This window comes from Mesorhizobium sp. WSM3862 (assembly GCF_002294985.1).
Lineage (GTDB): Bacteria > Pseudomonadota > Alphaproteobacteria > Rhizobiales > Rhizobiaceae > Mesorhizobium.
Genome location: NZ_NSGE01000012.1, coordinates 120,022 through 143,525, shown reverse-complemented (window position 1 = coordinate 143,525; position 23,504 = coordinate 120,022). Strand labels below are relative to the sequence as shown.

At 61.7% G+C, this 23,504-nt stretch carries 28 protein-coding genes and 1 pseudogene; 12 read left to right on the top strand and 17 right to left on the bottom strand.

What is annotated here, in order from left to right; translation table 11 throughout:
* Positions 1–428: 428 nt before the first annotated feature.
* From CK224_RS27520 to CK224_RS27510, 3 genes are read right to left on the bottom strand one after another with little or no spacing between them, the layout of a single operon-like run.
* Entirely contained in the window at positions 429–1,433 is a 1,005-nt protein-coding gene (locus CK224_RS27520; RefSeq protein WP_095783969.1) for a hypothetical protein, read from the bottom strand.
* 8 nt (positions 1,434–1,441) lie between these two features.
* Positions 1,442–2,275, bottom strand: a complete 834-nt coding sequence (locus CK224_RS27515; protein ID WP_095783957.1) for a hypothetical protein — start codon at positions 2,273–2,275, stop codon at positions 1,442–1,444.
* 43 nt (positions 2,276–2,318) lie between these two features.
* A complete protein-coding gene (locus tag CK224_RS27510; protein WP_066992048.1) occupies positions 2,319–3,623 on the bottom strand; it encodes an O-antigen ligase family protein in 1,305 nt (434 codons plus the stop codon).
* A gap of 411 nt (positions 3,624–4,034) precedes the next feature.
* On the opposite strand from CK224_RS27510, the gene CK224_RS27505 reads away from it, so the two are divergent.
* On the top strand, positions 4,035–4,283 hold the full coding sequence (locus CK224_RS27505; RefSeq protein WP_095783956.1) for a hypothetical protein: 249 nt from the start codon (positions 4,035–4,037) through the stop codon (positions 4,281–4,283).
* An 84-nt stretch (positions 4,284–4,367) separates the two neighbouring features.
* Here CK224_RS27505 and CK224_RS27500 read toward each other — a convergent pair whose 3' ends face one another.
* On the bottom strand, positions 4,368–4,955 hold the full coding sequence (locus tag CK224_RS27500; RefSeq protein WP_170950320.1) for a sugar transferase: 588 nt from the start codon (positions 4,953–4,955) through the stop codon (positions 4,368–4,370).
* Between the two features lie 426 nt (positions 4,956–5,381).
* On the opposite strand from CK224_RS27500, the gene CK224_RS27495 reads away from it, so the two are divergent.
* Complete coding sequence (locus tag CK224_RS27495) at positions 5,382–6,587, top strand: hypothetical protein (RefSeq protein ID WP_095783955.1); 1,206 nt, start codon at positions 5,382–5,384, stop codon at positions 6,585–6,587.
* A 150-nt stretch (positions 6,588–6,737) separates the two neighbouring features.
* Here CK224_RS27495 and CK224_RS27490 read toward each other — a convergent pair whose 3' ends face one another.
* Both CK224_RS27490 and CK224_RS27485 read right to left on the bottom strand, forming a co-directional pair.
* Positions 6,738–7,424 carry a response regulator transcription factor gene (locus CK224_RS27490; protein ID WP_245299539.1) on the bottom strand — a complete coding sequence of 229 codons (687 nt, stop codon included), beginning with the start codon at positions 7,422–7,424 and terminating at the stop codon, positions 6,738–6,740.
* Between the two features lie 944 nt (positions 7,425–8,368).
* Complete coding sequence (locus CK224_RS27485; protein ID WP_095783954.1) at positions 8,369–8,977, bottom strand: cysteine hydrolase family protein; 609 nt, start codon at positions 8,975–8,977, stop codon at positions 8,369–8,371.
* Positions 8,978–9,136: 159 nt separating this feature from the next.
* Between CK224_RS27485 and CK224_RS27480 the strand changes: the two genes are divergently transcribed.
* Both CK224_RS27480 and CK224_RS27475 read left to right on the top strand, forming a co-directional pair.
* Complete coding sequence (locus tag CK224_RS27480) at positions 9,137–10,168, top strand: ATP-dependent DNA ligase (RefSeq protein ID WP_095783953.1); 1,032 nt, start codon at positions 9,137–9,139, stop codon at positions 10,166–10,168.
* Between the two features lie 131 nt (positions 10,169–10,299).
* The gene (locus CK224_RS27475; protein ID WP_095779471.1) at positions 10,300–10,581 is read left to right on the top strand and encodes a hypothetical protein; all 282 of its coding nucleotides are present in this window, start codon (positions 10,300–10,302) and stop codon (positions 10,579–10,581) included.
* 16 nt (positions 10,582–10,597) lie between these two features.
* Here CK224_RS27475 and CK224_RS27470 read toward each other — a convergent pair whose 3' ends face one another.
* From CK224_RS27470 to CK224_RS31555, 5 genes are all read right to left on the bottom strand, one after another.
* Positions 10,598–11,422 (bottom strand): Ku protein, encoded by an 825-nt coding sequence (locus CK224_RS27470; RefSeq protein WP_095783952.1) that lies wholly within the window; start codon positions 11,420–11,422, stop codon positions 10,598–10,600.
* A 5-nt stretch (positions 11,423–11,427) separates the two neighbouring features.
* Positions 11,428–11,604 (bottom strand): hypothetical protein, encoded by a 177-nt coding sequence (locus tag CK224_RS31560; protein ID WP_095783951.1) that lies wholly within the window; start codon positions 11,602–11,604, stop codon positions 11,428–11,430.
* 76 nt (positions 11,605–11,680) lie between these two features.
* A complete protein-coding gene (locus tag CK224_RS27460) occupies positions 11,681–12,427 on the bottom strand; it encodes a metallophosphoesterase (protein ID WP_095783950.1) in 747 nt (248 codons plus the stop codon).
* Positions 12,420–13,226 carry a nucleotidyltransferase gene (locus tag CK224_RS27455; protein WP_095783949.1) on the bottom strand — a complete coding sequence of 269 codons (807 nt, stop codon included), beginning with the start codon at positions 13,224–13,226 and terminating at the stop codon, positions 12,420–12,422. Before CK224_RS27455 ends, CK224_RS27460 begins: the two co-directional genes overlap by 8 nt.
* Positions 13,227–13,392: 166 nt before the next feature.
* Complete coding sequence (locus CK224_RS31555) at positions 13,393–13,554, bottom strand: hypothetical protein (protein ID WP_095783948.1); 162 nt, start codon at positions 13,552–13,554, stop codon at positions 13,393–13,395.
* A 579-nt stretch (positions 13,555–14,133) separates the two neighbouring features.
* On the opposite strand from CK224_RS31555, the gene CK224_RS27440 reads away from it, so the two are divergent.
* Both CK224_RS27440 and CK224_RS27435 read left to right on the top strand, forming a co-directional pair.
* The gene (locus tag CK224_RS27440) at positions 14,134–14,694 is read left to right on the top strand and encodes a hypothetical protein (RefSeq protein ID WP_066992020.1); all 561 of its coding nucleotides are present in this window, start codon (positions 14,134–14,136) and stop codon (positions 14,692–14,694) included.
* An 8-nt stretch (positions 14,695–14,702) separates the two neighbouring features.
* Positions 14,703–14,915: a hypothetical protein gene (locus CK224_RS27435; protein WP_082980370.1), complete on the top strand. Its 213-nt coding sequence runs from the start codon at positions 14,703–14,705 to the stop codon at positions 14,913–14,915.
* Between the two features lie 66 nt (positions 14,916–14,981).
* Here the strand turns inward: CK224_RS27435 and CK224_RS27430 are convergent, their stop codons facing one another.
* Positions 14,982–15,245: a hypothetical protein gene (locus CK224_RS27430; RefSeq protein WP_066992318.1), complete on the bottom strand. Its 264-nt coding sequence runs from the start codon at positions 15,243–15,245 to the stop codon at positions 14,982–14,984.
* A 469-nt stretch (positions 15,246–15,714) separates the two neighbouring features.
* On the opposite strand from CK224_RS27430, the gene CK224_RS27420 reads away from it, so the two are divergent.
* Positions 15,715–17,706 carry a protein-L-isoaspartate(D-aspartate) O-methyltransferase gene (locus tag CK224_RS27420; protein ID WP_095783945.1) on the top strand — a complete coding sequence of 664 codons (1,992 nt, stop codon included), beginning with the start codon at positions 15,715–15,717 and terminating at the stop codon, positions 17,704–17,706.
* Between the two features lie 72 nt (positions 17,707–17,778).
* On the opposite strand, the gene CK224_RS27415 is transcribed toward CK224_RS27420, so the two are convergent.
* Positions 17,779–18,096: a hypothetical protein gene (locus CK224_RS27415; RefSeq protein ID WP_095783944.1), complete on the bottom strand. Its 318-nt coding sequence runs from the start codon at positions 18,094–18,096 to the stop codon at positions 17,779–17,781.
* Positions 18,097–18,262: 166 nt separating this feature from the next.
* Between CK224_RS27415 and CK224_RS27410 the strand changes: the two are divergent.
* Both CK224_RS27410 and CK224_RS31550 read left to right on the top strand, forming a co-directional pair.
* Positions 18,263–18,355, top strand: a pseudogene (locus tag CK224_RS27410) (DUF2934 domain-containing protein); the annotation flags it as partial.
* 44 nt (positions 18,356–18,399) lie between these two features.
* Positions 18,400–18,537 carry a hypothetical protein gene (locus CK224_RS31550; protein ID WP_156752600.1) on the top strand — a complete coding sequence of 46 codons (138 nt, stop codon included), beginning with the start codon at positions 18,400–18,402 and terminating at the stop codon, positions 18,535–18,537.
* 145 nt (positions 18,538–18,682) lie between these two features.
* Here CK224_RS31550 and CK224_RS27405 read toward each other — a convergent pair whose 3' ends face one another.
* Together CK224_RS27405 and CK224_RS27400 are read right to left on the bottom strand one after the other, a co-directional pair.
* Positions 18,683–19,108: a hypothetical protein gene (locus CK224_RS27405; RefSeq protein ID WP_066992011.1), complete on the bottom strand. Its 426-nt coding sequence runs from the start codon at positions 19,106–19,108 to the stop codon at positions 18,683–18,685.
* A gap of 338 nt (positions 19,109–19,446) precedes the next feature.
* On the bottom strand, positions 19,447–19,932 hold the full coding sequence (locus CK224_RS27400; RefSeq protein WP_095783943.1) for a hypothetical protein: 486 nt from the start codon (positions 19,930–19,932) through the stop codon (positions 19,447–19,449).
* 197 nt (positions 19,933–20,129) lie between these two features.
* Here CK224_RS27400 and CK224_RS27395 point away from each other — a divergent pair, with 197 nt between their 5' ends.
* Complete coding sequence (locus tag CK224_RS27395; RefSeq protein ID WP_066992005.1) at positions 20,130–20,450, top strand: hypothetical protein; 321 nt, start codon at positions 20,130–20,132, stop codon at positions 20,448–20,450.
* A 383-nt stretch (positions 20,451–20,833) separates the two neighbouring features.
* On the opposite strand, the gene CK224_RS27390 is transcribed toward CK224_RS27395, so the two are convergent.
* A complete protein-coding gene (locus tag CK224_RS27390; RefSeq protein ID WP_095783967.1) occupies positions 20,834–21,700 on the bottom strand; it encodes a Ku protein in 867 nt (288 codons plus the stop codon).
* Positions 21,701–21,985: 285 nt separating this feature from the next.
* On the opposite strand from CK224_RS27390, the gene CK224_RS27385 reads away from it, so the two are divergent.
* The gene (locus CK224_RS27385) at positions 21,986–22,195 is read left to right on the top strand and encodes a hypothetical protein (protein WP_066992002.1); all 210 of its coding nucleotides are present in this window, start codon (positions 21,986–21,988) and stop codon (positions 22,193–22,195) included.
* A 69-nt stretch (positions 22,196–22,264) separates the two neighbouring features.
* On the opposite strand, the gene CK224_RS27380 is transcribed toward CK224_RS27385, so the two are convergent.
* Positions 22,265–22,504, bottom strand: coding sequence for a hypothetical protein (locus tag CK224_RS27380; protein ID WP_095779478.1), 240 nt, complete (start codon positions 22,502–22,504; stop codon positions 22,265–22,267).
* A 160-nt stretch (positions 22,505–22,664) separates the two neighbouring features.
* Between CK224_RS27380 and CK224_RS27375 the strand changes: the two genes are divergently transcribed.
* Complete coding sequence (locus tag CK224_RS27375) at positions 22,665–23,450, top strand: SDR family NAD(P)-dependent oxidoreductase (protein ID WP_095783966.1); 786 nt, start codon at positions 22,665–22,667, stop codon at positions 23,448–23,450.
* Positions 23,451–23,504: the final 54 nt, after the last annotated feature.

Here is a 23,504-nt window from a genome sequence, read left to right as displayed (position 1 = left end):
CCCCCCCCCCCCCCCCCCCCCCCCCCCCCCCCCCCCCCCCCCCCCCCCCCCCCCCCCCCCCCCCCCCCCCCCCCCGCGCCGATGTGCCCTCTTCTAGGGAGCGCCAGATCTCGGCAGCAGTATCGTTGACGGCGAAGATGGCCCGCTGGGAAGGACTGAACAGGATATTCTGCCCCCTGACGCGTGCCAGCCGTCCCTGGGTCACAAACGTGGCCGGGATATGAGCGGTGGAGCCTGGCGGCGCCGTTCCGTTACCCGCCTCGTGATTCATCGAGTAGTCCTCTCCCCCTCTGCCGAAACGCGACGGCGGTCCAACCTATCGTTGCGAAACAGGTACGTTCAATGGGCGAATTGGCAAGCCTTTCGGCAGGAGTTCACTTCGCCCAACGCAGCTAAGCAACCGAATGTTTGCCCCCGAGTGCGACTTGTCACAGCGCTTCGTCGGAGAACCGGGCCACGTTCTGATGCGCCGCGACCCATTGCAGATGCGCCTTGTTCCAGTATTCGCGCGCGTCAGCACCCGTCAGCACCTTGAAACCGGATGGCGGCAGCGGCAATTCCGAAGGAATTGGTTCGTCGGGCAGCCACAGCAGCACATTGTCCCGGCTTTCGATAGCCAGCCCCCAGGTTCTTTCCAGGCGACGGAGTCCACGCATGTTCACCGAAGCCAATGCGAAAACCGATCCCGTTATCCTCAGCCTGGGTGACTGATCGACGGCCTTGATCGGCGCCTGATGTGTGATTTCGTCCTTGGAGAGAAACGGGTGCATGCGAATGAGGGTTCGATCGATCCGCACTGTCTCCCGTGTCCCATCCCGCTCGTTTGAGGCAGGATCCACGCTGATCCCCGAAAAACAGCCGTCGAACAGGCAATCCTCGACAATGCCGCTGAGCAGGTAGTCATTCTCCACCGCATCATCCCTGATTTCGCTGAGCCAGCAGCCTTTCAGGTGAAAGCCGTCGGCCCGCGCCGCGAAACGCACGCCATCCCAGCAGCGCCGCGCGCGGACGCCTTCTATTGTCGCATTGGCGGTTCCGTCCCTGACCAGCAGAGCCGCGCTGTTGCAGTAGGTGTCGCGCCAATCGGAGGTCAGCGGCACCTGGCCGTCGAAGCGCCCTCCGATGAAATGAACGCCCGGACAGTTGCGGATGACCACCGGGTAGCGGTTGACTGGCAGATTTCCTTCGTCGCAGCCCATCATCGCGCTGGGCTCAGGATTTCTGCTGTTGGCGACTGTGAAGGAAGCATTCCGGGCATCGATTGTCGCCCCGGCTTCGAGATCCCGAAACATTTGTTGTTCGTAGCCATGCTCGCCCGTCAGAACGAGCTGCTTGCCCTCCGGCATCTGCCCGCCCCCCGCCTGGTACGCGCCCGGCAACAGGGCGAACACGGGAGACAGCCCAGCAAGACCCATGAATGAACGGCGGTCCATCCTCATCATCATTGACCTGAAGAAAGGGATTGCCGATGACGGTCGAGACAGGCCGAACGGACCGCCTCGAGAGCTCTCGAGGCCACGGCTTCGGGCGAAGCAAGCCTTTCGATGTCGATAGCCGCCAGCACGCCCATGCGATCTTCCGTTCCCATTCCCCGCTCAAGGGCGGCCGCCATTTCGCGGCAAGCCCGATCCGCCGCCGACCAAAGGTCGGGATCGCTGTCCGGAGATGTCCGTTGCAGCCGCGAGGAGCGATCGCCCCTGGTCAGGAGCCGGTCTCTGGCGATGCCGGTCTCGCTGCGCAGGTGGACAAAAACCATGTCATGCAATCCGACGGCAGAAAGCATATCCAGCCAATTCTCGGATGTTTTCCTGCATCTGCTCTTCAGCAATATGGACCAGAATCCCTGCAGCAAGCCCTGATCCATTATGATTATTGAATTTCTTCTTGCCCTCTCATGCTGGATAAATGCGACCAGGCTGATAAGATTCCAGACAAGCCTGATGGCATCAAGGCGCGACACTTGCCTGCTTTCGATGACGAAGCGGGCAATTCGAGCAAGCAACGAGCGAAACTCACGATCTAGCAGCCGAGGGGCGACAACGCCCATTCTGTGTATCTGCCTCTCGATGAATGTTCTTCCTTCCCACGCCACTCGCACGTCGCCTTCCAGCGGGCCGCACCGTCGCAGGCCGTTCGCCAGCAGGCCGGAGGTGGTTGTCTTTCCGACCCCGGGCAGACCAAAGAATTCGACAAATCGAATGTCTGTCCGCAGCGCGCGTGCTTCGACGCTTGGCGGGAGGCTTGCCGCCAGGTCACCAACAGTGTGCGAGGTCACTGGATTTCGGGTGGTACGATGAACTCTTGGAACGCCAATGAAGTCAAGGCGATGTGCGAGGGGCATACTCAACTTCAAGCAGCTGAGACCCGGTCCCGACATACAACCTCGGGGTCTTGGCAAGGCCGGTCTGCAGCGATCGCTGCATGCCGCGGTAGACTATGAGCAAAGCGAGCGGCAGCCAGAAGAAGGCCGCGGTTGACGGCCCGAAGGAATCGCTCATCTGGTTGGCGACCAAGTAGTTCCATACGGCGACCGATGTTCCGAGCACCATGACATTCACTTCGGTCGCTTGTTCGCTCCTGCCCCTGTCGACCAATGTGTGCAGAACGGCGCTGATCAGATAACCCACCACCAGCAGAACCATGATCACCACCAAGGCGAGGCCGGGCACTCCCAGCGTTCTAAAATAATCGATGAACAGGTTGTGGCTGTGCGGAGCGATGTCGCCCACCCATTGCCCTGCGCCCACGCCCATGAACGGATGCGACAGGCCCAGATCGATTGATATCGACCACAGTCGTTGCCGCGAAACGATCGAATGTGCCTCCCCGCCGGAGAGCTGAAGCGACAGCAGCTTGTAGGCCCGTGGGTTCAGGAACTGCAACATCATGAAGCTAGCCTGGAACAATATCGGAGCCGTAACGGTCGCCGCGATCACTGTTACCGGACGCTGCTTCCTTATCACCAGATAGATGCAGTATAGCCCGTAGAACGTGCCGAGACCGACGACCCCAAGAACGAAATTCGTCTTGGATCCCGATTTGACCAAACCCAGCAACCCCGCGAGGAGGCAAACCGAAAGGAGGATTCGGTGCCTTCGAGAAGCGACCAGCTTCGCGGCGACAAGCGGCAGACCGGCCGACAAGGCAATTCCGAGCTGGTTTGCATGCTTGAAATAGCCTTCCGCCCGATCGGCGAATCGAGCATCGCCGAGGCCAATAACGACAAGGCAGGATGTAACGGCAACCATGATGGCCATGGTCATCCCAATCCTGTCGATTGCCTCAAAACTCCTAGGCCTCGCGGCGATCAATGCAATGGTCGGGATAGTGGCGAAACCAAACACCTGGGCGAAGACAGCGCGCATGGTCCTGACCGGATTGTCCGCGTGTAGCGCCGACAGCAGCGACAGAACCATGATGAGGGCAGATGTTGTCAGCACGGCAGCCGCCAGGGCCGTGTCGGTGCGATGCAGACGTTTTGTCGCTTCGGCGTAGGGAACGAGGCTTACCAGGCCGCAGAACAAAGCGAGCAAAAAGGAAATCGAGCCATCGGTTCCGGCAATCCGCGTGGCGCCAGGGAACCATATCGACACGATCAGCAAAAGGATGGAAGCCTGCAGCATCGATGGACGTCACGCTGAACATGCTATGCAACAACCGCGGGCCGACGCGCTCTTGCCTCGCCAGGCTGCGTCCGGTGCCCCTGTGTCCTGAACGGCAACGCCAAGAAATAAAGACACAACGTTCACTCCAGGACGGTGATTCAAGGCGCGCTGCCGCACCGCGGGTGAATACTCCGCGTACCTATTTCATAAGCAGCGTAGGCGCAGCGGGATGACAAGGAAATGAGCGAAAACGCGTCATTGGGACAAGGTGTCCTACGCCTTTTGTGCAAGGGCTGGTGGTGCTGCGATTCCAGTCTGCCTGGTCGAGATCCGGCCTAGCCGCGGCGGGGATTCGGTGTTGGTGCGGATTTGCATATGTGGGAGACTTGGGCGCGGCACACCGAGTCTTTCACACCGTAGGAGATCGCCGTGCTTTGGGGTCTTGTCGCCGTCGGCGTGATCGGCATTTTGCTCGGATTTCGTGTTCGCGCGCCGGCGCTCATCGTCATGACCGCGGCGATTGTGGTGTTCAGCGTCATTGCAGGCGGCATCGGCAGCCTGTTTGCCTGGGACCGTCTGCTTTCGATCCTGCTTTTCGTTGTCACGCTGCAGGGCGCCTACCTGCTCGGCGTCTTCCTCGGCATCGTGTGGCGTCGCGCCGTGACCGATGAGCATTGACGGACTGGGGCTGCCATTTCGTCGCTGGCGCCGGATCTTTTGAAAAGCGGCGATGCCGCCAATGCTCGCTGCCTTCCTAGGCAGTCAGGACGCGTGATCGAATCTCATCACGGCGAAGACCGTCCGAACGAGAATGACGACGTCGGCCCATATGGACCAGTTTCGCACGTAGCGGCTGTCGAGGGAGACACGGCTGGGATAGTCTATTGCGTCTCTGCCCGTCACTTGCCACGCGCCGGTCAGCCCGGGCCGGGTTCGAAGATAGTCGATCGCGCAGGCGCCGTAACGTTGCAGTTCGTCGGGGACGACCGGCCGAGGACCGACGCAACTCATGTCGCCGCGCAGCACGTTGATGAGCTGAGGCAACTCATCCAGGCTCGACTTTCTGAGAATGTGCCCCAGGAAGGTGACGCGCGGATCGTTCTTGAATTTCAAATTCTGCTCCCACTCCTTGGCGGCTTCGGGATTGCTCGCAAGATAGTCGGCCAGAACCTGCTGGGAGTTGGCAACCATGGTCCTGAATTTGTAGCAGGCGAAACGCCTGCCGTTGAAGCCGACCCGGGTGTGAGAGAATATCGCCGGTCCGCCGTCGGTCGCCAAAATCAAGAGGGCAACCACAAGCATGATCGGAGCGGCAAGCACAAGCGCTATCGATGCGACGGCGACGTCCATGATCCTCTTGCGCCGCCCCCCAAGCGGACGATGGTTTTGACCGACGCCTATTCCGGGTCTGCGGGGGTTCGTGTCGAATGCGCTGATTGTCATGAGCTTCGCCAAGGAAACGGCTGATTTTAGCGCTCAACTTCACGCGGCGGATCATTCCCGGCAAGAACCGCAAAGGAGGTAGCGCCCTATCTGGCGCCGGTTAGCCTCTTAGCCTGAACGCGTATTGCCGGCGCGGTGTCGATAAGCCTTCTGATCAAACGGCGTAACACTGGCACCCATTTTCTGCAGTAGCAGTTCGGGCAAGTTCGACTGTATTCGTGATCGACGAAATGGAACTGGTCCGGCTAGGGGCGATCCAGACCGCCGACTGAATTCAGGCCCTAGCTCTGATGGCGAGGATGCCGAGAGAATGTCTGGAGCCACTGGTGCCGGATGGGCGAGCCGGCAGCCGTCTGGCAATGCCTGAAAACCATGCGCGCGCATGCGACGAGATTCGACGAGACAGATCTTCCGCGTCGAAAGAATGCCTGCCAGCCTGTCAGTGGAGCACGCAACGTGACGCCCATTCCGAAGCCTTCGTCCGGTGACTTCCCCGCAAGACCGGGCACTCGTCATGTTCTGGAGGTCGACCATACGGAAGCACTTGCCGTCGTCCGCAAGCAGATAGCTTTGCTCGATCTTGATCTCTCCGGCCTCACTGTGGTGGTTGGCGCGGCGACGGGCTATCAGGCGGTGACTGCGACAGCCGCGGCGCTCGCCAATGCGGACCGTGTCGTTGCACTCACCCGCGTATCCTCCAGACATCCGAGCCTGGCGGCGGCCGCGGACGCGACGTTGGCATTTGCCGAATACGCCAAGGTCGCCGAACGCGTGGAAGTGACGAATCGCATCGAAAGCCGCAAATGGCAGGAGGTCGACCTCATCACCAATTGTCCCCAGGTCGGACCGATTTCGAGATCGCTCATCGAGCTCTTGCCCTCTCATGCGGTCGTTTCGCTCATGGCCGAGCCTTGGGAGCTTCGGCAAGGCGTATTGGACTTCGATGCCTGTGACGAGGCCGGCATCAAGGTTGCTGCTCCAAATCTCGGTCACCCGGCCATAGACCTGATGCCGGAATTCGCGCGCTTATGCCGGGTCTTACTCGAGGATGCCGGCGTCGATCAGCGTGCCTCGAGATTCGCCGTCGTCTGCGACACGCCCTGCGCACCATTCCTCGAGCGTATGCTCGCCGAACGTGGAGCAAGAGTTGGTGTTTTTTCCCATCCGGTTCTGCTGACCGATGATGCATGGGAGGTGATCATCGTCGCTATGCGGCCCTCAGCCAAACCACCGATGGACATCAACAGCCTGGGCCGCATCGCCAGGAGAACGCGCCAGGCGCTGCTGGTGCAGTTCAGCGGCGGGATCGACCGCTCGGCCGCCAGCTATTTCGGCCTGAGGGTATGGCCGCCGAAGCGCCCCAACCGCGGCGAGCTGGGCCTGCCGCTCGAGATACTCGGAGCGGCTCCGGTGATCCGCAGACTGACGGGAGGCCTGAAGGCTGCCGAAGCAGCATATCGCGGTGCGGAGTTGGGCCGCGACAGTGTTGGATTTCTCGTGAAGGCAGGATTCGAGATGCTCGACCGGGAACATGCCTGAGCATCGGCCTGAGCGCATCCGTTTCAAGACCTGCAGGCACGGTCCTACTCTTGAATCTCGAAGGGAGGCGGACCTGAAATAGGTCCGCCTCCACGTCGAGGATCGGCGTGCGCGTCGTTCTATTGCCAGGCACCAGGCCCTGGGCAGCCTTCAAAGCATCATCTGTCTAAGCTTGTAGGCCACCTCAGTGCGGTTCGTGGCTTTCAGTTTTTTCATGATGTTGCGGATATGGACCTTGACCGTGCTCTCGCAGAGGTTGAGCTCGTAGGCAATGATCTTGTTGGCCTTGCCTTTCCTGAGCGCTTCCACGACCGCGGCCTCGCGCGAGGTGAACATTCCGGCGAGCGGACGGGCGCCATTTGCCGTCGAATGGATGATCTCGCGAAGCGCCAGCACGCAGCTGGCGGGCACGAAGATTCCTCCGGCGCGGGCGAGACCGATGGCCTCGGCAGCGACCTTCACCTTGACGCTCGTGGGAATGTAGCCGCGGGCGCCGCATTCGAGAGCCGCAAGGATCTCCCCCGGCTCGTCGGAATCCACCACGACGATTACGGGTACGGCGCCGACCTCGGAGATGAGGTGCACAAGTTCCGCCCGAACGCTCTGGTCGGTCACCTTTCTGGCGCCGAGAATAACGAGGATCGCGGAAGCCTCCGCCCCGCCGGCGACGTGCTGAATCTCATCAAGAGATCCTACGGCGCTGACGCGCAAAGCCGGATTATGTTCGATAAGGCCTCGAGCAAGACATTCGCGCTCGAGTGCCCGCTTGTCCACAATTACCACCAGACCTTCGGTCGGGTGTCCTTCTTCGAGATCAGACGTGCCGAGCCCGTTCACGTCCGTCAGATGCCCGTTCTGCAACGACCCCGTCGCATCCTTCCAAGACTCGGAAATTTGAAGATGTCCCATCGCCTTATTTACTCCTCTCCGCCGCCGACTTTGCTCTCTCCCCTTTTTGTTTTGACTCCCACGCAGGGCTTGTCAGCGGCATGAACTGTTACGCTCGTTTACCGTTGTGTCGGGCGACTAGCTGCTAAGTGAGGAATAGATTCAAGGAGTAGTGCATACGCCGGCCCAACCCACGGACGTATGGGATCCCCGCTCCATTGAGGTAATCCAGCCTCAAACGCATACTACGATGCTGTGGAAAAGGCGCATTAATCCTGGTTAACAATTTGGTAATTATATCTTAGGTGGCTAATATGACCGAAAGGATGACAACCTGAAGTTGCTAAACGGGAATTATGCTCCTCAAAGTTGCGCGCAAGCCTGTCTCGACCTTAAGAGCGAGATTTGCGGTTTGGAGCAAACGGCGCCACAGTTCTGAGAAAAACATTGACCTCGGCTGCGGTGCCCCCCACCCAACCACTGCAGCCGGGGTTTCTTTTTTGGCCGGCAATCGCAGTCTTGTCGGGCCGGCAAGGTCAATCTTCGCGCGGCCTATCTCCACAACATCAATGCGTCGTGCCTCGGAAATCACGCCTACCGGTACTAGCGTTTCAGGTTAGGCCTGACTGTCTCGACTTCTTCTCGCGTGGCCGTGTCCGGCAATTCGCCAGGACCATCCGGATTCCGTGTCGGGTTTTCGCGCGTGTCCCTCGGCGGCTTTTGCTTTGGGTTGGGGTCAGCCGGATTTGGCTTGCGAGCTTTTTCCCGTTTCGCTGGTTTAGGCATCTACACACTCCCTGCCTGCGCAATTTCGGAGAAACATTGCGGTTCCCGTCAAACAGCAGTTGATCGGTCGCTTTCGGCTGTAGCCGGTGCGGATCGTCCCATAACGTTCAGGTCCAGGCCGAAAGGACCGTCTCCATCTCGACGGTCTCGACCTGTTGCGCGAAGCGCTGATGGTAGACGGTCATCAGGGCATCGTGCGTCGCGTCCGATGAACTGCAAAGCGCATCCGTGACCAGCACCACGCGATATCCGATGTCGATCGCCCCCAGGACGGTTGCGAGCACGCAAACATCGGTTTCGCCTCCCGTGACCACCAGGGTGTCGATGCTGCGCGCGGCAAGTGCCGTCTGTAGTCTGCCCTCCGGCCAGGGCGAATAAACATGCTTGTCGATCACCTGCGCCGGCGGACAGAAGGATGACAGCGGAGGCAGCAACCCGACCATCTCTGGCCCGACATTTTCGATCGTCATCGACGCCCAGCGCTCATAGTAGCGCCTCCAGGTGCCGGCACCCAGGCCAGGCTTTTCAGCCGGCACGAAGCGCGTGAAGACGGTCTGCTCGGCTTTCCATTCGACGAGGCTGACGATCCTCGGAAGGACGCGGGTGATCCACGGCGTGGCCCATTCCGAAGGTTCCGCGAACAATTTCTGCATGTCGACGCATAGATGCGCGCAGCGCTCGCCCAGAGGACCATAGCTCAAGCCGGAAGCCGACATCGGATTTCCTGTCGGAAGTTCATGTTCGCTCTGGTGAAGAAGTGCCCGACGCGGTCAAAGCTTGACATTTGGTTTCTGAACTTTGGTGAGGCAACGCCTCGCCGTGCAACTCGTTCCCGCCGACCGGAAACTACAGGTCTGGTCGAACGTTCTACCGCGATGGAGACCTCCAGGACCACGTCCCAACCGGCGATATCGAGCCCCGAGTTTCCGCTGTCTTTGGATACGCCGCCGATGGAGGCGCGGACCGCGGACGCGTTGCCTGAAGGTCCCTGGCAGTACGAACCCAAATGGGACGGGTTTCGCTGCCTGGCCTTCAAGGGTCGCGACGCCGTCGAGCTTCGCGCCAAATCCGGCAAGCCGCTCGGCCGGTATTTTCCCGAACTGATCACGATGCTGCGCGACCTCGCCGCAAGGCAATTCGTCGTGGACGGCGAGATCGTGATCGAGATCGACGGGCGCGTCTCCTTCGACGCGCTGCAGATGCGCCTTCATCCGGCCGAGAGCCGTATCCGCAAGCTGAGCGCGGAAACACCGGCGCGGTTGATCCTGTTCGATGCACTGGCTGCCCCGGGAGGCGAGATGTTGCTCGATTTGCCCTTGCCCGATCGGCGCCGGGCGATCGAGGACTTCGTTGCCAGGGCAGAGAACGCCGGGCTGAAGCTCTCGCCGGCCACAACGAGCCTCGCGACCGCCAGACGATGGTTGCGCGGCGCCGGCCGAGGTGCCACCGATGGCGTGGTCGCCAAGGCACTGGCCGAACCCTATCGCCCGGGCGAGCGAACCATGATCAAGGTCAAGCGGCTGCGCACAGCAGACTGCGTGGTCGGTGGCTTTCGCTACCTGAGCGGCAAGCGCCAGATCGGCTCGCTGCTGCTTGGCCTCTACAACGACCGTGGCCAGCTCGACCATGTCGGCTTCACCTCGACCATCGCCAGTGACGAGCGAGCGGCGCTGACCAGGAGGCTTGAAGCGTTGCGCGGCGGGCTCGGCTTCACCGGCAAGGCACCCGGCGGCCCGAGCCGCTGGAGCACCGAGCGCAGCGGAGAATGGGAGCCGGTGCGGCCCGAATTGGTCGTGGAGGTCCGCTTCGACCATGTCACCGGCGACCGATTCCGGCATGGAACAAGGCTGGTGCGCTGGCGGCCCGACAAGGCGCCGCGCCAATGCACGTTCGAACAGATCGCGTAGGACACCTACCAGCGAGAGGCGACGCCACAACGGCCGCCACTTGCTGCAACAGGCGGAACCACCAATCGCCTGAGCGGTTTTCCAACTGAGCGAACCGCGAGCCGGATAGGCTTGCAGCATTGGAGAACGAGATGGACCCGCGTAAAAAGCAACGCACCGCAAATCAGGACGAAACCGAGGCTCCGGCAGTCGAGCAGCAGGACTGGGACGCGCTTGAGGGCGGCCGGATCCTGCCCGACAGCGTCGCCGTCAACGGCGACCCGCAGGACGATGAAGAAGCGGAGGGAACGCTCCCCGAAGAAGAAGACGACAATCCCTATCAGGAAAGTGACGAGGCACTCCCGGACGACGAGGAGGAGCGGGTCCTCGCGCGTGATCCCTCCAAGGAAGGAAGCCGGTTCGACGAGGTCTGAGCGGCCTTTCTTGGCGTCAAGCTGACTTGCGTTTGCCTTGCTTCGCGCCTTTCGCGGCGATGCCCTCCTTGGCAAGGCTCTTGCGCAGAACGTCGGCCAGATTGATGACGTTCTCACGCGGTTTCGGCGCCGCCTTGGGCAGCTTCTTGCCTTTGCGCTTGGCCTCGATCATGGCGATCAGCGCGTTCTCGTATGTATCCTCGAATTTCGAAGGATCGAACTTCGTCGCCTTCTTGTCGATCAGCAGGCCGGCGATCTCGAGCAGGTCCGCCTCGTAGTCCTGCTTCTTCAGTCCTTCGAACACCGTCGCCTCCGAAACCATCTCATTGCGGTCCCGCAGCTCGGTGAGAAGCATTCCCTTGCCGAAGGGCTGGATGAGAACCTCGCGTCCGCGCTGGTAGAGGACGACACAGGATCGCGCCGCCACCCGTTTGTTCTTCATGGCCTCCCGAAGGACGTTGAACGCCTCTGCGGAAGCATCCTCCGCCGGAATGAGGTAATACGGCTTTTCGAGATAGCGCGCGTCGATGTCTACGACCGGCACGAACTCGCCGATTTCCAGCGTGTGCTCGGAGGTGAGTTTCAGCGCCTTGATCTCCTCGGGCTCGATCTGGATGAAATCCTCCTTGTCGGTCTCGAAGCCCTTGACTTGGTCCTCGGCGTCCAACGGTTCGCCGGTCTCCTCATCCACATAGGCGCTTTTCACCGGCAGGCCGTCCCTCCGGTTCAATATCCTGAAATGGATCTTCGACGCTTCGCTGGTGGCGCCGACGATCTTGACGCCGCATGAAACCGATCCGACCTTCATGAACCCTTTCCAGATCGCGCGAGGCGCAGCCATCGAGCTTACTCCGTCCGGATGCGCCCGGCAGGCGCCGGCGGATCGTCGGTTTCATCGGGATTTGGGCGCGGCGCCTCGTCCGGCAGCCCGTGCCGCTCCGGCTTCCTGACCGGCTCCGGTTTCCAGCTGGGCGCCGGCATCGGCGTGTCGCGATCGGGATCCGGTTGTCTGGGGTCAGGCATCGAAGTTGGTTCCGTTGGTCTCCTGCACAACTCATCGCTGCCGGCATGGTTCCGAAGAGGCAGGCAGCGCTGCGCCTCAGATTTCGAGCAGCGCGTAAGGACGGCCGGTCGGCTTCGCGATATGCATGGCGACGTTGTAGACGCTGGCCCCACCAGGGGTCCGGCCTTCATACGAGCCGCGATGGGCATGGCCATGCACCACGGCGCTTACCTTGAAGCGATCGATGGTTTCGGCCAGCCGCGAGGAGCCGAGGAACGGAAAGATTTCCGGGGGCTCTCCCGCCACGGTCTCGGGAACCGGCGCATAGTGGAGCACCACGAGCGTGCGCTTGGCGCGCACCTGCCGCATGGCATTCTCGAGCCGCATCGCCTCATTGACGCTCTCAGCGACCATGGCCTTGATGGCCGGCTCGCCGAAGGAGCCCAGCATCCTTCGACCGAAGCCGCCGACAAAACCCTTCACGCCGACGAAGCCGACATGGTTCAGTTCGACCGCCTGGCCATCGAGGAGATGAACCCCCGCCTGGCGGAGCGTTGCAGCGATCTGCTCGACGCAACCGGATTCGTAGTCGTGGTTGCCGAGAACCGCGACCACGGGAATCGAGCATGCGCGCAGATCCTCGGCAAGAAGTTCCGCCTCACGCGGTTTTCCGAGATTGGTGAGATCGCCTGTAAGGACCAGGACGTCGGCCTCGCGCGATATCTCGCCGAATAGGTCGCGGTACGAGGTCTGGGCATCTTCCTGGACATGCAGGTCGCCCATGGCGGCGACCTTGATGACACCGTTGCCGTTTGATTTCGTTGATGTGGCTGGTTCAGGCATCGCGCATCTCTCCAACGCCGCCGACGCCGGCAAACCCCCATTCCTTGACGTCGATCTCATAGTCGACCTGCGACAGCAGGCGGCCGCGGCAGATCTTCATTTTGGGCGACGGCAGCTGCCGTTGCCGCGCAAGCCGGCCCAGCAGTTCGTCGAGCAGCCAGTCTGGAATGCGGTCCCGCTCGCTGGGATAGATCCACCGGAAATTGAGGACCTGCATCAGCAGCACCTCCCAATGGACATCGAGATAGGCGAGCAGCCTTTGCCAGTCGATCTGATCGTGCGCCTTGAGGATGGTGTGGGCGATGTCGGCGCCGTCGTGGCGTCCTCTGTCCTGGATGAAGCATTTCGACCAGATGAGCTCCGTTGGGCCGATGATCCGAACTCGGCTGCCCAGCAGCTCGACTTGGCGGGCATGCTCCAGCCACTGATCCTTGACCTGCATCGTGCCGTTGGCCGAGGCGAAGATAACATCGAAGAAATGCTTGCCCTCGAAGACCTTCCCGAGCCAGCGGTCGTCCCGGATCTCGACCGCATAGCCGATGTTCTTGAAGTGCTCGAGTATGCGCGCGCAGTCTCCGACCTTGCAGAAGATATCCAGATCCTTGGTTTGCCGAACCACGCCGGTATAGGCGCTCACCGCGTAGGTCCCGGCGACGAGGAAAGGAATGTCGGTAGCGGCGAGCTCGCGGATCGCATGGGTGTAGAACGCTTCCGCCGCTGCGCTTTTCAGCGTTGGCTCGGCTTTCGCGTCAATCACGGGGAGCGATGCTGGCAGAACCGGCAACTCGTCGTTGGTCATCAACTGCTGCTCCGATTTCGGACCTTTCGATAACAGCCGCGGGCCCCGCTGGTTCCGCTGTCGGAGTTTGCGAAATGGCCCGGCATCAGGCAAGCCGCGCCGCGCGCGGAGCATTGCCGAAATCGCGTGAAAACAACGACTTGGGCGCGACAGCTTGGCTGGTGCGCTAGTCCTTCTGCTCGTGGTACAAGCGCTCAGTCGCGCGGTCGCTCTCGCGCCGTTCGACTGGGCCTCTGTGACGGCGGGTGAAAAGCACGTAAATGATCGCAATGAGAAGGATCAGCGGACCGCCGGCAACAACGAACAGCCATAACTCGGAGCCGAACATGGCGTTTCCCTTCCTGTCGAAGGTGGTTTCTCCAGCAACCTATTGCTGGTCTTGAGCTAACCGATAAGGGCTGCAAATGTTCCTGTCCAAGGGAGTAGGCGGCCTGCGTGGTCAGCCGCCTACGCGCCCGGCGGGATCGCCTTGGCGACCATGTCCGGCCGTTGCGGCACCCTGAGCCAAACGGCCGAAGGAAATCGCAGACGGTAGCCGCCAGTTCGTTTGGGCCCGCCGTATGCGCGCTGTCTCTTGCCGAGAGCGGCCTCTTGACCAAACCGCAGCAGGAAAGGCCGTTCCGTCCAAGCGACTGCGGCGAGCAAGAACCTCTGAGGTCGGCTTGTCGTGGAACGCAGCCTGCGGATTCCGGCAGACGCCATCTGAAAATCAAAGGACTCCGACTGGAACAAAGCCCTGAGTCGCTTGTTCGGCTCCGGCCATCGGCCACAGGAGCTTGAAGCCATGAACATGCGGACACTTCTCGCGCCATTAGCCGTCGCTGCTACCTCCTCGTTTTTTCCGGCGGTCGCAGCCGATAACGCGCAAACCTTTGCCGGCCGACAGTAATCGATAGGAGACATCAAAATGCAGACGATCACCGCACTGTTCGACGATTATGACGATGCCGCCGATGCCGTGGGCGAGCTGGAGTCCATGGGCGTACCGCCGAGCGATCTCAGCATCATCGCCAACAATGCCGACGGCCGGCATTCTTCCGCGGCCGCCGAAGATGCAGCCAGTGGAGCCGGGATCGGGGCGGTCGTGGGCGGCGCCGGCGGCTTGGCGACGGGCCTCGGCGCCATAGCAATACCTGGCGTCGGTCCGGTCGTGGCGGCTGGCTGGCTGGCGGCGACAGCCGCGGGCGCGGCCGCGGGCGCAGTTGTCGGTGGAGCGGCCGGCGGCATCATCGGCAGTCTGACCGACGGCGGCGTGTCGGAGGGCGACGCCCATGTCTATGCCGAAGGCATTCGCCGGGGCGGCACTCTGCTTACCGCTCGCGTCGAAGATGACCTCGCTCCGCAAGCACAAGCGATCCTCCACGATTCCAGGTCGGTGGACATCGGCGAACGGCGGAACGACTACGAAGCTGGCGGTTGGACCGGATTCGATCCGCGGGCCGGCGATTACCGTCAGCAGAGCAAATAGGAGTCAGCGTGAGACGAGTGCTGTTGCCGCTGATCCTGACAGTGGTTGTGCTGTTGGCATGTTACTGGGCCTTCGCCTATGTCCAGAGTAGCTGGCCGACGGCACCGTTGAAGCGGGCACCCGAGCAGAACCAGGGCGGAAACGCACCCCAGGACACGTCTCCCGCCGCCGGCATAGAAAAGGATCCGCAAGGCAGCAACAAAATGCCGGGCAATCAATAGCGGCAGGCGTAAGCAGCGAGCATCAGGCGAGCGAGTTGCTTTCCGCCTGATCGCCTGGCGCTTCTCTCATCCGCGCTCGACGAATTTGTTGAAACGGCTGGGCAAACCTTCCGCCGTTAGGTCTTGGTGCACGAAGGCAAGTTCGTTCTCATCCAATATGGCGAAGAACTCTTCCCATTCGACGGGCTGCAGATCCTCTTCGTGCTCGCCGAAGTCGACGCGCAGCACCGCTCCCTTGCCTGCAGTCCGCACGACTGCAGGTCTGCCTTCGCGGGCTTCAATCCAAGCCCGGATCACCTCGTGATTTGTGGTTTTCAGTGGCTCGCTCATGATCAACCCTTCCGGCTAATCGCCAATCCTGGCGCTTTGCTCGTCAGCGACTGGGGATTCAATCCGCGTCCGGCTCGCTCGTTCCCGCGAATTCGCTCCTTGCGAGGCGGTGGCCTGATGGCGTGGGCAAGGGAACCAACTGCCGCCCTACTGGTTCGGAAGGCAATCATTGGAACCTTGCCATGCCAAATGCAGCCGAAATCTTCGTCGACACTCGAGTTGCTTGGGATGTCGAGGTCATGTTCGGCCTGCCCGGCGATGGCATCAACGGCGTCATGGAGGCTTTGCGGAAAAACCGCCGAAGATGCCACCCGACTATGCCAAGAATTCCGCAAGGCGCTGCCGGAGACTCCGGGGCGCGAGCGGATCGAGGAGAACGTCGCGCGAGAGCCGGCCAGGACGATGATGGAGGCCGAGGGATGACGTTGCCGCAGCCGCTTGCGATTCCAACTTCCTGTTGAGGATGCACATGCTCGACCTGTCCCGCGAACGTCGCCGAATGGTCGATGTTCATCTCCGCCGCCGCGGCATTCATGATCGTGAGATCCTGGCAGCGATGCGCGAGGTCCCACGCGAGACTTTCGTGGACCCTGGCTTCGAAGAATTTGCCTATGAGGATGGACCGCTGCCGATTGCCGAGGGCCAAACGATATCGCAGCCCTATATCGTCGCGTTCATGCTGGAAATGGCTGAGATCGGGCCCGGCGATCACGTCCTCGAGGTCGGCACGGGATCTGGCTACGCCGCCGCCGTGATGAGCCGCATCGTCGATCATGTCTACACGATGGAACGGCACGCCGGCCTGGCGGAAACCGCGAGACGGCGCTTCGAGACGCTTGGCTATCGCAACATCGAGGTGCGCACCGGCGACGGCACCAAGGGCTGGCCCGAAGCGGCACCGTTCGATGCCATCGTCGTCGCGGCGAGCGGGCCCGGCGCGCCGCTCGCGCTGCAGCAGCAGTTGGATGTCGGCGGCAAGTTGGTCATTCCGGTCGGAGATGACCCTGACGAGCAGCGTCTCCTCAAAGTCACCCGCACTGGCGCTTCCACCTACAGCGAGGAAGATTTCGGTGCGGTGCGCTTTGTCCCTTTGATCGGCGAAGAAGGCTGGCAGGAGGACAACCGCATCCGAACCAGCCGTGTCTCCCCGCTCTTGCCAGCGCGCAGTCTTCCGCAGATGATTGCCGCAGCGGCCGAACCGCTTCCGGAGTTCGATGATCCCGCCTTTGTGGAGGCCTTCGATCGCTTTGCCGACCGGCGGATCGTGCTGCTCGGCGAAGCGAGCCACGGCACATCCGAGTTCTATCGGGCGCGGGCTTGGATCACCAGAAGACTGATCGAGAAACATGGCTTCACGATCGTCGCCGCTGAAGCCGACTGGCCCGACGCCGCGGCGATCGACCGCTATGTGCGTCACCGCCCACCTTCGCCGCGCGCCGACATGCCTTTCCAGCGGTTTCCCACCTGGATGTGGCGCAACGCTGAATTCGCGGCATTCGTGGAGTGGCTGCGTGCGCACAACGAGCAGATCGAAACACCGGCAAGCCAGGCAGGGTTCTACGGCCTTGATATCTACAATATGAGAGCCTCGATCGCGGCGGTTTTGGAATATCTCGACCGCATCGATCCGGAGGCGGCAAGCATTGCCCGCGAACGCTACGGCTGCCTGACGCCGTGGCAGCACGAACCCGCCACCTATGGCCGGGCGGCGCTAACCCGAGGCTACCGGGAATGCGAGGAGGCGGTGCTGCGGCAGTGCCGGGACATGCTGTCGCGTCAGCTCGATCACGCCGGCCAGGACGGCGACGAATTGTTCGATGCCGCGCAGAACGCCCGGCTCATCGCCTCCGCCGAGCACTACTATCGCGTGATGTACTATGGCGGCGCGCAATCCTGGAACCTGCGCGACACGCACATGTTCGAGACGCTGCAACATGTTATCGAAGCGCGTTCCCCCGATGCCAAGGCCGTGGTCTGGGCGCACAACTCCCATATCGGCGACGCCCGCTTCACGGAGATGGGAATCGTCAGAGACGAAGTGAACATCGGTCAGCTCTGTCGCCAGCGGTTCGGCGACGACGTAGCCCTCATCGGCTTCGGCACGCATGCCGGCACGGTCGCTGCCGCCAAGCATTGGGACGGCGAAATGGAAATCATGTCCGTGCGGCCTTCGCGCGAGGACAGCTATGAGCGGCTTTGCCACGACGCCGGCACCGCTCGTTTCCTGCTCGACCTTGGAGCTGATCCAGCCCTTCATGATCGGCTGACCGAACGTCGGCTCGAACGGTTCATCGGCGTGATCTATCGGCCGGAAACGGAACTGCACAGCCACTATGCCGACGCCTCGCTTGCGCGGCAATTCGACGCCTTCGTCTGGTTCGATGAAACCACCGCCGTGACGCCCTTCGGGCCGGAGCATGCGACGAGCGGTGTCCCGGACACCTACCCCTTCGGGGTGTAGGCGATGGACGGATGCATTCGACATCGCGCTGAAGCGGGAACTTCGGCGCAGAGGTGATGCGGCGAGCGAACGCTACTGTTCTTTCACGTAGGCACCTGGCCGGCGGCCGCCTTTGGGCGCTCTTGCATCCTTGGATTGCTCGGGGACCGATGGGCCCGCTCCGGAAGCCTTTTTCGTCGCAGGACCAGGCGTCGCCCGTCCCGAAGGGTTTTGCCCTTCCGACTGATGCGTCTTGTCTTCCACCTCGCCCTGTCTGCGGGTGAGCCCAAAGCGATCGTGAGGCTTTTCGTTGCTGGCCGCAGCCTGCGAAAACCGGTCTGAGGGATCCGGATCGGTGTTGGCCGGGTACTTCCTGGCGCCGGTCTCGCGGCGGTTCTCTTCCTTGCCCATGACTCTCTCCGGGTTGATCTGGAGGATAACAAGATCGTCAGAAGAGCGTTCCCCGACCTGGCCGATGAGGGACGCGGGCAATCGGCTCCCAGCAGTCCGATGGAACAAACACGCCATCGCCCAATTAGGCGAACAGACGGCGGTCCGGCACGAGGAGGCAGCAGTCATGGACAGGGAAGAACGCATCAGACGCCGCGCCCACGAAATCTGGGAGCAGGCCGGTCGGCCGCAAGGTCGGCAACAGGAACATTGGGATCAGGAACAAGCCGGGCGGCTAGCAGAGGCGCCGAGGAAGGACTTCTGATGCCCCGGATCGTTGCAGTGATCGCGATCGTGGTGATTTTATTAATAACCGTGTGGGCCTGGATCGGCCGAGAGCCCGAGCGCCCGAGCGGCGGGAGCCAGCAGCCAGCGCCCCACGCGATCGACCAGAACGGCTGAGGCAGGGCCTGTCGATCGGGCACCTGCCCTACCCACCGCATCGCCCTCTTTGCATTGCGGTCTCGCCAGCCTTGTTTCGGCGAGCCGTCCGAGCGCCGCCGGCGGCTGTCGCAACAGCCGCGATAGCGAGCAGGTTGAGACGCAGTCAGTGTATGAAGCGGCTTCTCAGCCAGGCAAAAATGCGATTGCCTGTGACAATTCTCCGGACGCGTCCAGCAGCCCAACTGGCCTGCATGGTTGCGCCGGCATGGCAGCTGCAGACGACTTCATGCAACTGCCAATCGGAGAGTTCAAAGAAGCGTTTGGCTTCCCCGTAGGTATCGGACTGCAGGCCCGAGGCCCTGAGCAAGGGGTCTTCGAACGCAACCGTCAGCGGGGATCCAGCCGCGCGCGCCTCTTCCCGCATGCCTGGATAGAGATACTCGGTGCCGGTGAGCGCGGCGAGACAGCGCAACGGATTCCGCTCGAGCAGTTCTGCCCACCTCTCTATCTTTTCAGTCCTTGTCGTGAGCGGCACCAGCGGATTGATATCAGCGACTGCGTGCAGTTGGTCGAGCGTTTGGTGTTTCATGATAGGCTCCCGTCGATACTTGGCTGACCGGCTTGTCCTGGCGGGGTCGGCAGGCCCGCGTCTGAGGTGCGGGCCGATCAGTGTTTCCCACCGATCTCCGGCAGGCGCCAAAAAGCGGCGCCTGCAAATCATCGAACTGACAGTCGTCCCCAAAGTTCCGGATGAACACGGAATTCATTTGGAATGCAGACAATCGACAGGTTCCGCAAGTGCAGGACTGCACGGCGTTTCAGTTGCGAGCCCAGGCTGGACTAAGATGCAGGCGCTTGTCGAATATATCATATCCAGTGATAGGAACGGGAGCATGGTTCTTTCTCAGGCCACGCAGCCCGCGGTCCTCATTCCGCTGCCGCCTTTTTCCGTTTCGCCTCGTCGAAGTCGATCGCCAGCACGATCTTTCCGTTGGCGTCGCGAACCCGGACGGCCCAGCCCTGCTGCCCACCTTCGGCGGCCGTGTCGTCAAGCAAATCAATCGCCGAACGCAGCGCCTCGTCATGCACGGCATCCAGATTCGGGAATTCCACGCCCTTCAGCTGCCGCATGCCATCATGGTCGCGATATTCGAATGTGAAGGGGCTGTCCGGCTTGGCGGGCTCGCTGAAGTCGCGGTTGCTCTCCTGCGCGGACCGGTGTTCCACGGTCTCGAAAACCGCGCACTGCACCATCATCTCTTTGGCGCGATCGATAAGAGCGGTGTCGCCGTACGTCGGCCGTGGATCGGATCCAGCCATTGTGACGGCAATCTTTTCGCCGCCCTCACCGAGAAATTCGACTGTCACCACGCCTTCCGAGTTGGAAACTATTTGGGTATCGAGAACCTGCATCGGTGCCTCGTCATCTTAAATAACGAAGGTAAAAGCTGCCCAACAGGAAATGTTCCGGCCGCGCTCGGCGATTGGCGGCAGCGATAGTTCCCCCTTCCCGGAAACGAGTTCCCCCACAGCAGCGTTTCTACTTCGCGTTCAAGATCCCGTGGGAACACCGACGCCGGACAGATGTTTGGTAGCGAAGGAGCTGTCCGATGACCTCACCGAGCAAGCGAAGACCCGCCGAGGGTCGAGGCGAAATGCAGATGGGCTTTACCCTGGACAAGACGCCCGGATTCGACCCTTCTGCCGCCCCGCAGGAAACGGATGCAGAGGCGGGAGGGTCGACGAGTTCCGCCCATCGCGTCGCATCAGATGAACCGAAATTCACCAATCAGGCGAGCTTCGCCGACGCCATGCAGCGCCCCCAGAACGCGCCCGGCCTTCAGCCGAGCAGAAACGGGCCGGTGCTGGTGATTGCAGCGCTCGTGGTTCTGGCGGGCGCCGCTTTCCTGCTTGCCGCTCGCCTGGGTTGATGCCGATGCCGGCTCGCCGAGGCGCTCCAACCCGGAACGCCCGATGCAAGGTCTGGTAGCTAGGGAGTATGTGCATGCCCATGTTGAAAAAGCTTCTTCGCCATCTTTGGCGACGGAAAATCCAGCCGGCGGCCGATCCGTCCCCAGTCGATGCGATCGTGCGGCTGTTGCGTGAAAGCGAGGAACGCAACGGATAGATTTTTGGATCGTGCTCGGTGCCGCCGGCGCGCGAAATCCTCGAGCTCGTGCTCTTCTGCCACGGACGGTGTTTTAGCCCGCGCTGAGCGTTACCCGAATTCCTCCTCGGCGAAGGCGCCAAGCCTCCAGCTTTGTTTGCCTCGGCCTGCAAGCCAGCTTGATGTCGCTCACCGCACAGACAACTGCTATGCCGACTTGCGCCCCCGTGCAGAATTCTTCGTCTTTTTTCGCTTCGGCGCTCCCCTGGACTTCGGGGATTTGGACTTTGCCCCGGCCTCCGCGCCGAGGCTCTTTTTCAGCGCATCGAACAAATTGACCACATTGGATGGCTTGGGTTCCGCCTTGGCTTTCGGCGCCTTCCTGCCGGCCTTTCTGGCGCGAACCAGTTCCAGCAGTGCCTCCTGATATCGGTCCCGGAACTCGGTGGGATCGAACTTGCCCTTCTGCTTATCGATGATGTGCTCTGCCAACCCGATCATCTCGCTGTCGGGCTTTCCCGACTTGATCTCGGCGAAGACGCCGGCGGGCTCGCGCACGGTGTCGCCATAACGCAGGGTGGTCAGCATCATGCCCTTGCCGCGTGATTCGACCACCACCGGGCGTTCCCTCTGATAGAGCACGATGCGAGCGAGCCCGGCCATCTTCTTTTCTGCCAGCGCGTCGCGGATCACCGCAAAGGCCTCTTCCGAGACCTTGTCGGCGGGCGTGACGTAGTAGGGCGCGTCGAGATAGATCTGCTCGATCGACGATTTGTCGACGAAGCCGTCGAGATTGAGCGTGTGCGAAGACTCGATCTGCACCGCCTCGATGTCTTCCTCTTCGATGAAGATGAATTCGTCCTTGCCGACTTCGTAGCCCCTGACCTCGTCGTCTTTATCCAGCGGTTTGCCGCTCTCGGCATCGACATAGACGCGCCGGACCCTGTTGCGGGTCTTGCGATTGAGCACGTGGAAGGAAACCTTCTCGGCATGGGTCACGACGTTCGTCAATTCGACGGCGCAGGTGACCAGCGACAGTTTGAGATAACCGCTCCAGGCGGGACGCGGCGCCATGGCGATCTCCTTGGCGACAGGAATGCAGCCGGAACGGCGAACGCACCGCTTCGGTTCCGACGTCGCAGGCCGGCGCATCGCGTCGGCTTCAGCCGGCTGAACCGGGAAGCAGCGCTGAACTTCCCGGCGGGAGAAGCAACGGGAGCTTCCGACAAGGGCTTGGCCCGACATATTCGAGTTCCAGACATTTCGTTCGAAACGTCCGTCCGTCGCGGGATCATTCGGAACAATGGGCCTTCGGGCAAGTTGGATACGGCTCCAACGGCGAATTGATCTGGAACGACCGTGGCGACGCGGAAGATCGACAAGGACAGGCGTGAGCGCACCTCGAATGCGGCGCGCGAACTGCTTGAGACGGAACGACTGGCGCGCCAGGCAAAGACGGCGCGACTACGCGAGCAGCGTTTGGCCGCGGCACCGGCGGCAAAGTCGCCTCCTCCCGCGGCCAGGCCGGGCCGGACGCCCAAGAAGCGAAAAATCATAGATATCAGCTAGCGCCTGGCTCCGTTCGGCGCTGCCGCTTTAGGGCGGCCGGAAATCGATGACGCGTCCAGCCAGCTTCTCTCATTCCTTGGCCGCTGGCTCTCCAGGCCCAATCTCGGTCTCATCTAATATGTGCTCGTGAATGATGCCGAGGATTTGCAGCCTCACCGCCTCACGCGCCTCCGGCTGGATGAACGGCATGAGGAGATCGACCCTCTCCTTGACCCGCCGGGGCAGATCAGCGCTGGGATCGGTCAGCTGGCTGCCATGCTCATAGAGGTTGTCGGTAAGTTTCTTATCCAGATCGGAAAAGATGCCCATGGCTGTCGCTCCACATTGACGGCGGAACAGGCGTGCCCCGAATTGGTTCCGTCTCGCCGAGCCTCGTTTGCCGCGCGTTGCCGAATCCCAAGAATTCGAACGGAACAATCGCACTCTGCGCATGTTCGGCCGGACCACACTCGAACGGTCGGAGAACGAAATGGAAAACGGAAAGCTCGCCGTGGTGACCGGCGCTTCCAGCGGCATCGGCAAGGAACTGGCGAAATTATGTGCGAGAGATGGCTACGAACTGGTGATCGTGGCCGACGAGCCGGCGATAGAGCAGGCTGCCGAGGCGCTGCAATCTCACCACGTTGCAGTCGAGGCGGTAGAAGCCGACCTCGCGACCGAGGAAGGGGCCAATCAACTGATCGCGAGGATTGGTGACCGCGCTATTGACCTTCTGTTCCTCAACGCGGGACGAGGCCTGGGCCGGGGCTTCATCGATCAGGACTGGCCCAAGGCGCGCCGCATCATCGACACGAACATCACCGGCACGGTCTATCTGGCACATCGGCTCGGCCGGCAGATGGTCCGGCGTGGCCGCGGCCGGATCCTGTTCACGGGCTCCATCGCCGGCTTCATGCCCGGCACCTTCCAAGCGGTCTACAACGGCACCAAGGCCTTCATCGATTCTTTCGCCATCGCGCTGCGCCATGAGTTGAAGGACAGCGGTGTGACCGTGACAGTGCTGATGCCCGGCGCGACGCAGACCCGCTTCTTCGAGCGGGCCGACATGATGGACACCGAAATCGGGACTCAGGAGAAAGACAATCCGGCCGATGTGGCCAAGGACGGCTATGACGCCATGATGGCCGGAAAAGAGCAGGTCGTTAGCGGTTTGAAGAACAAGATGCAGGCTGCCGCGGCCCACGTCACGCCGGCCGGCACGCTGGCCGAGCAGCATCGCAAGGCCGCCGAACCGGGCTCCGCGAACAACGGATGAATGCGAGGCGCCGCCCGGGGAACATTCCAGCCGGGCGCAAGTTCGATGCACTCA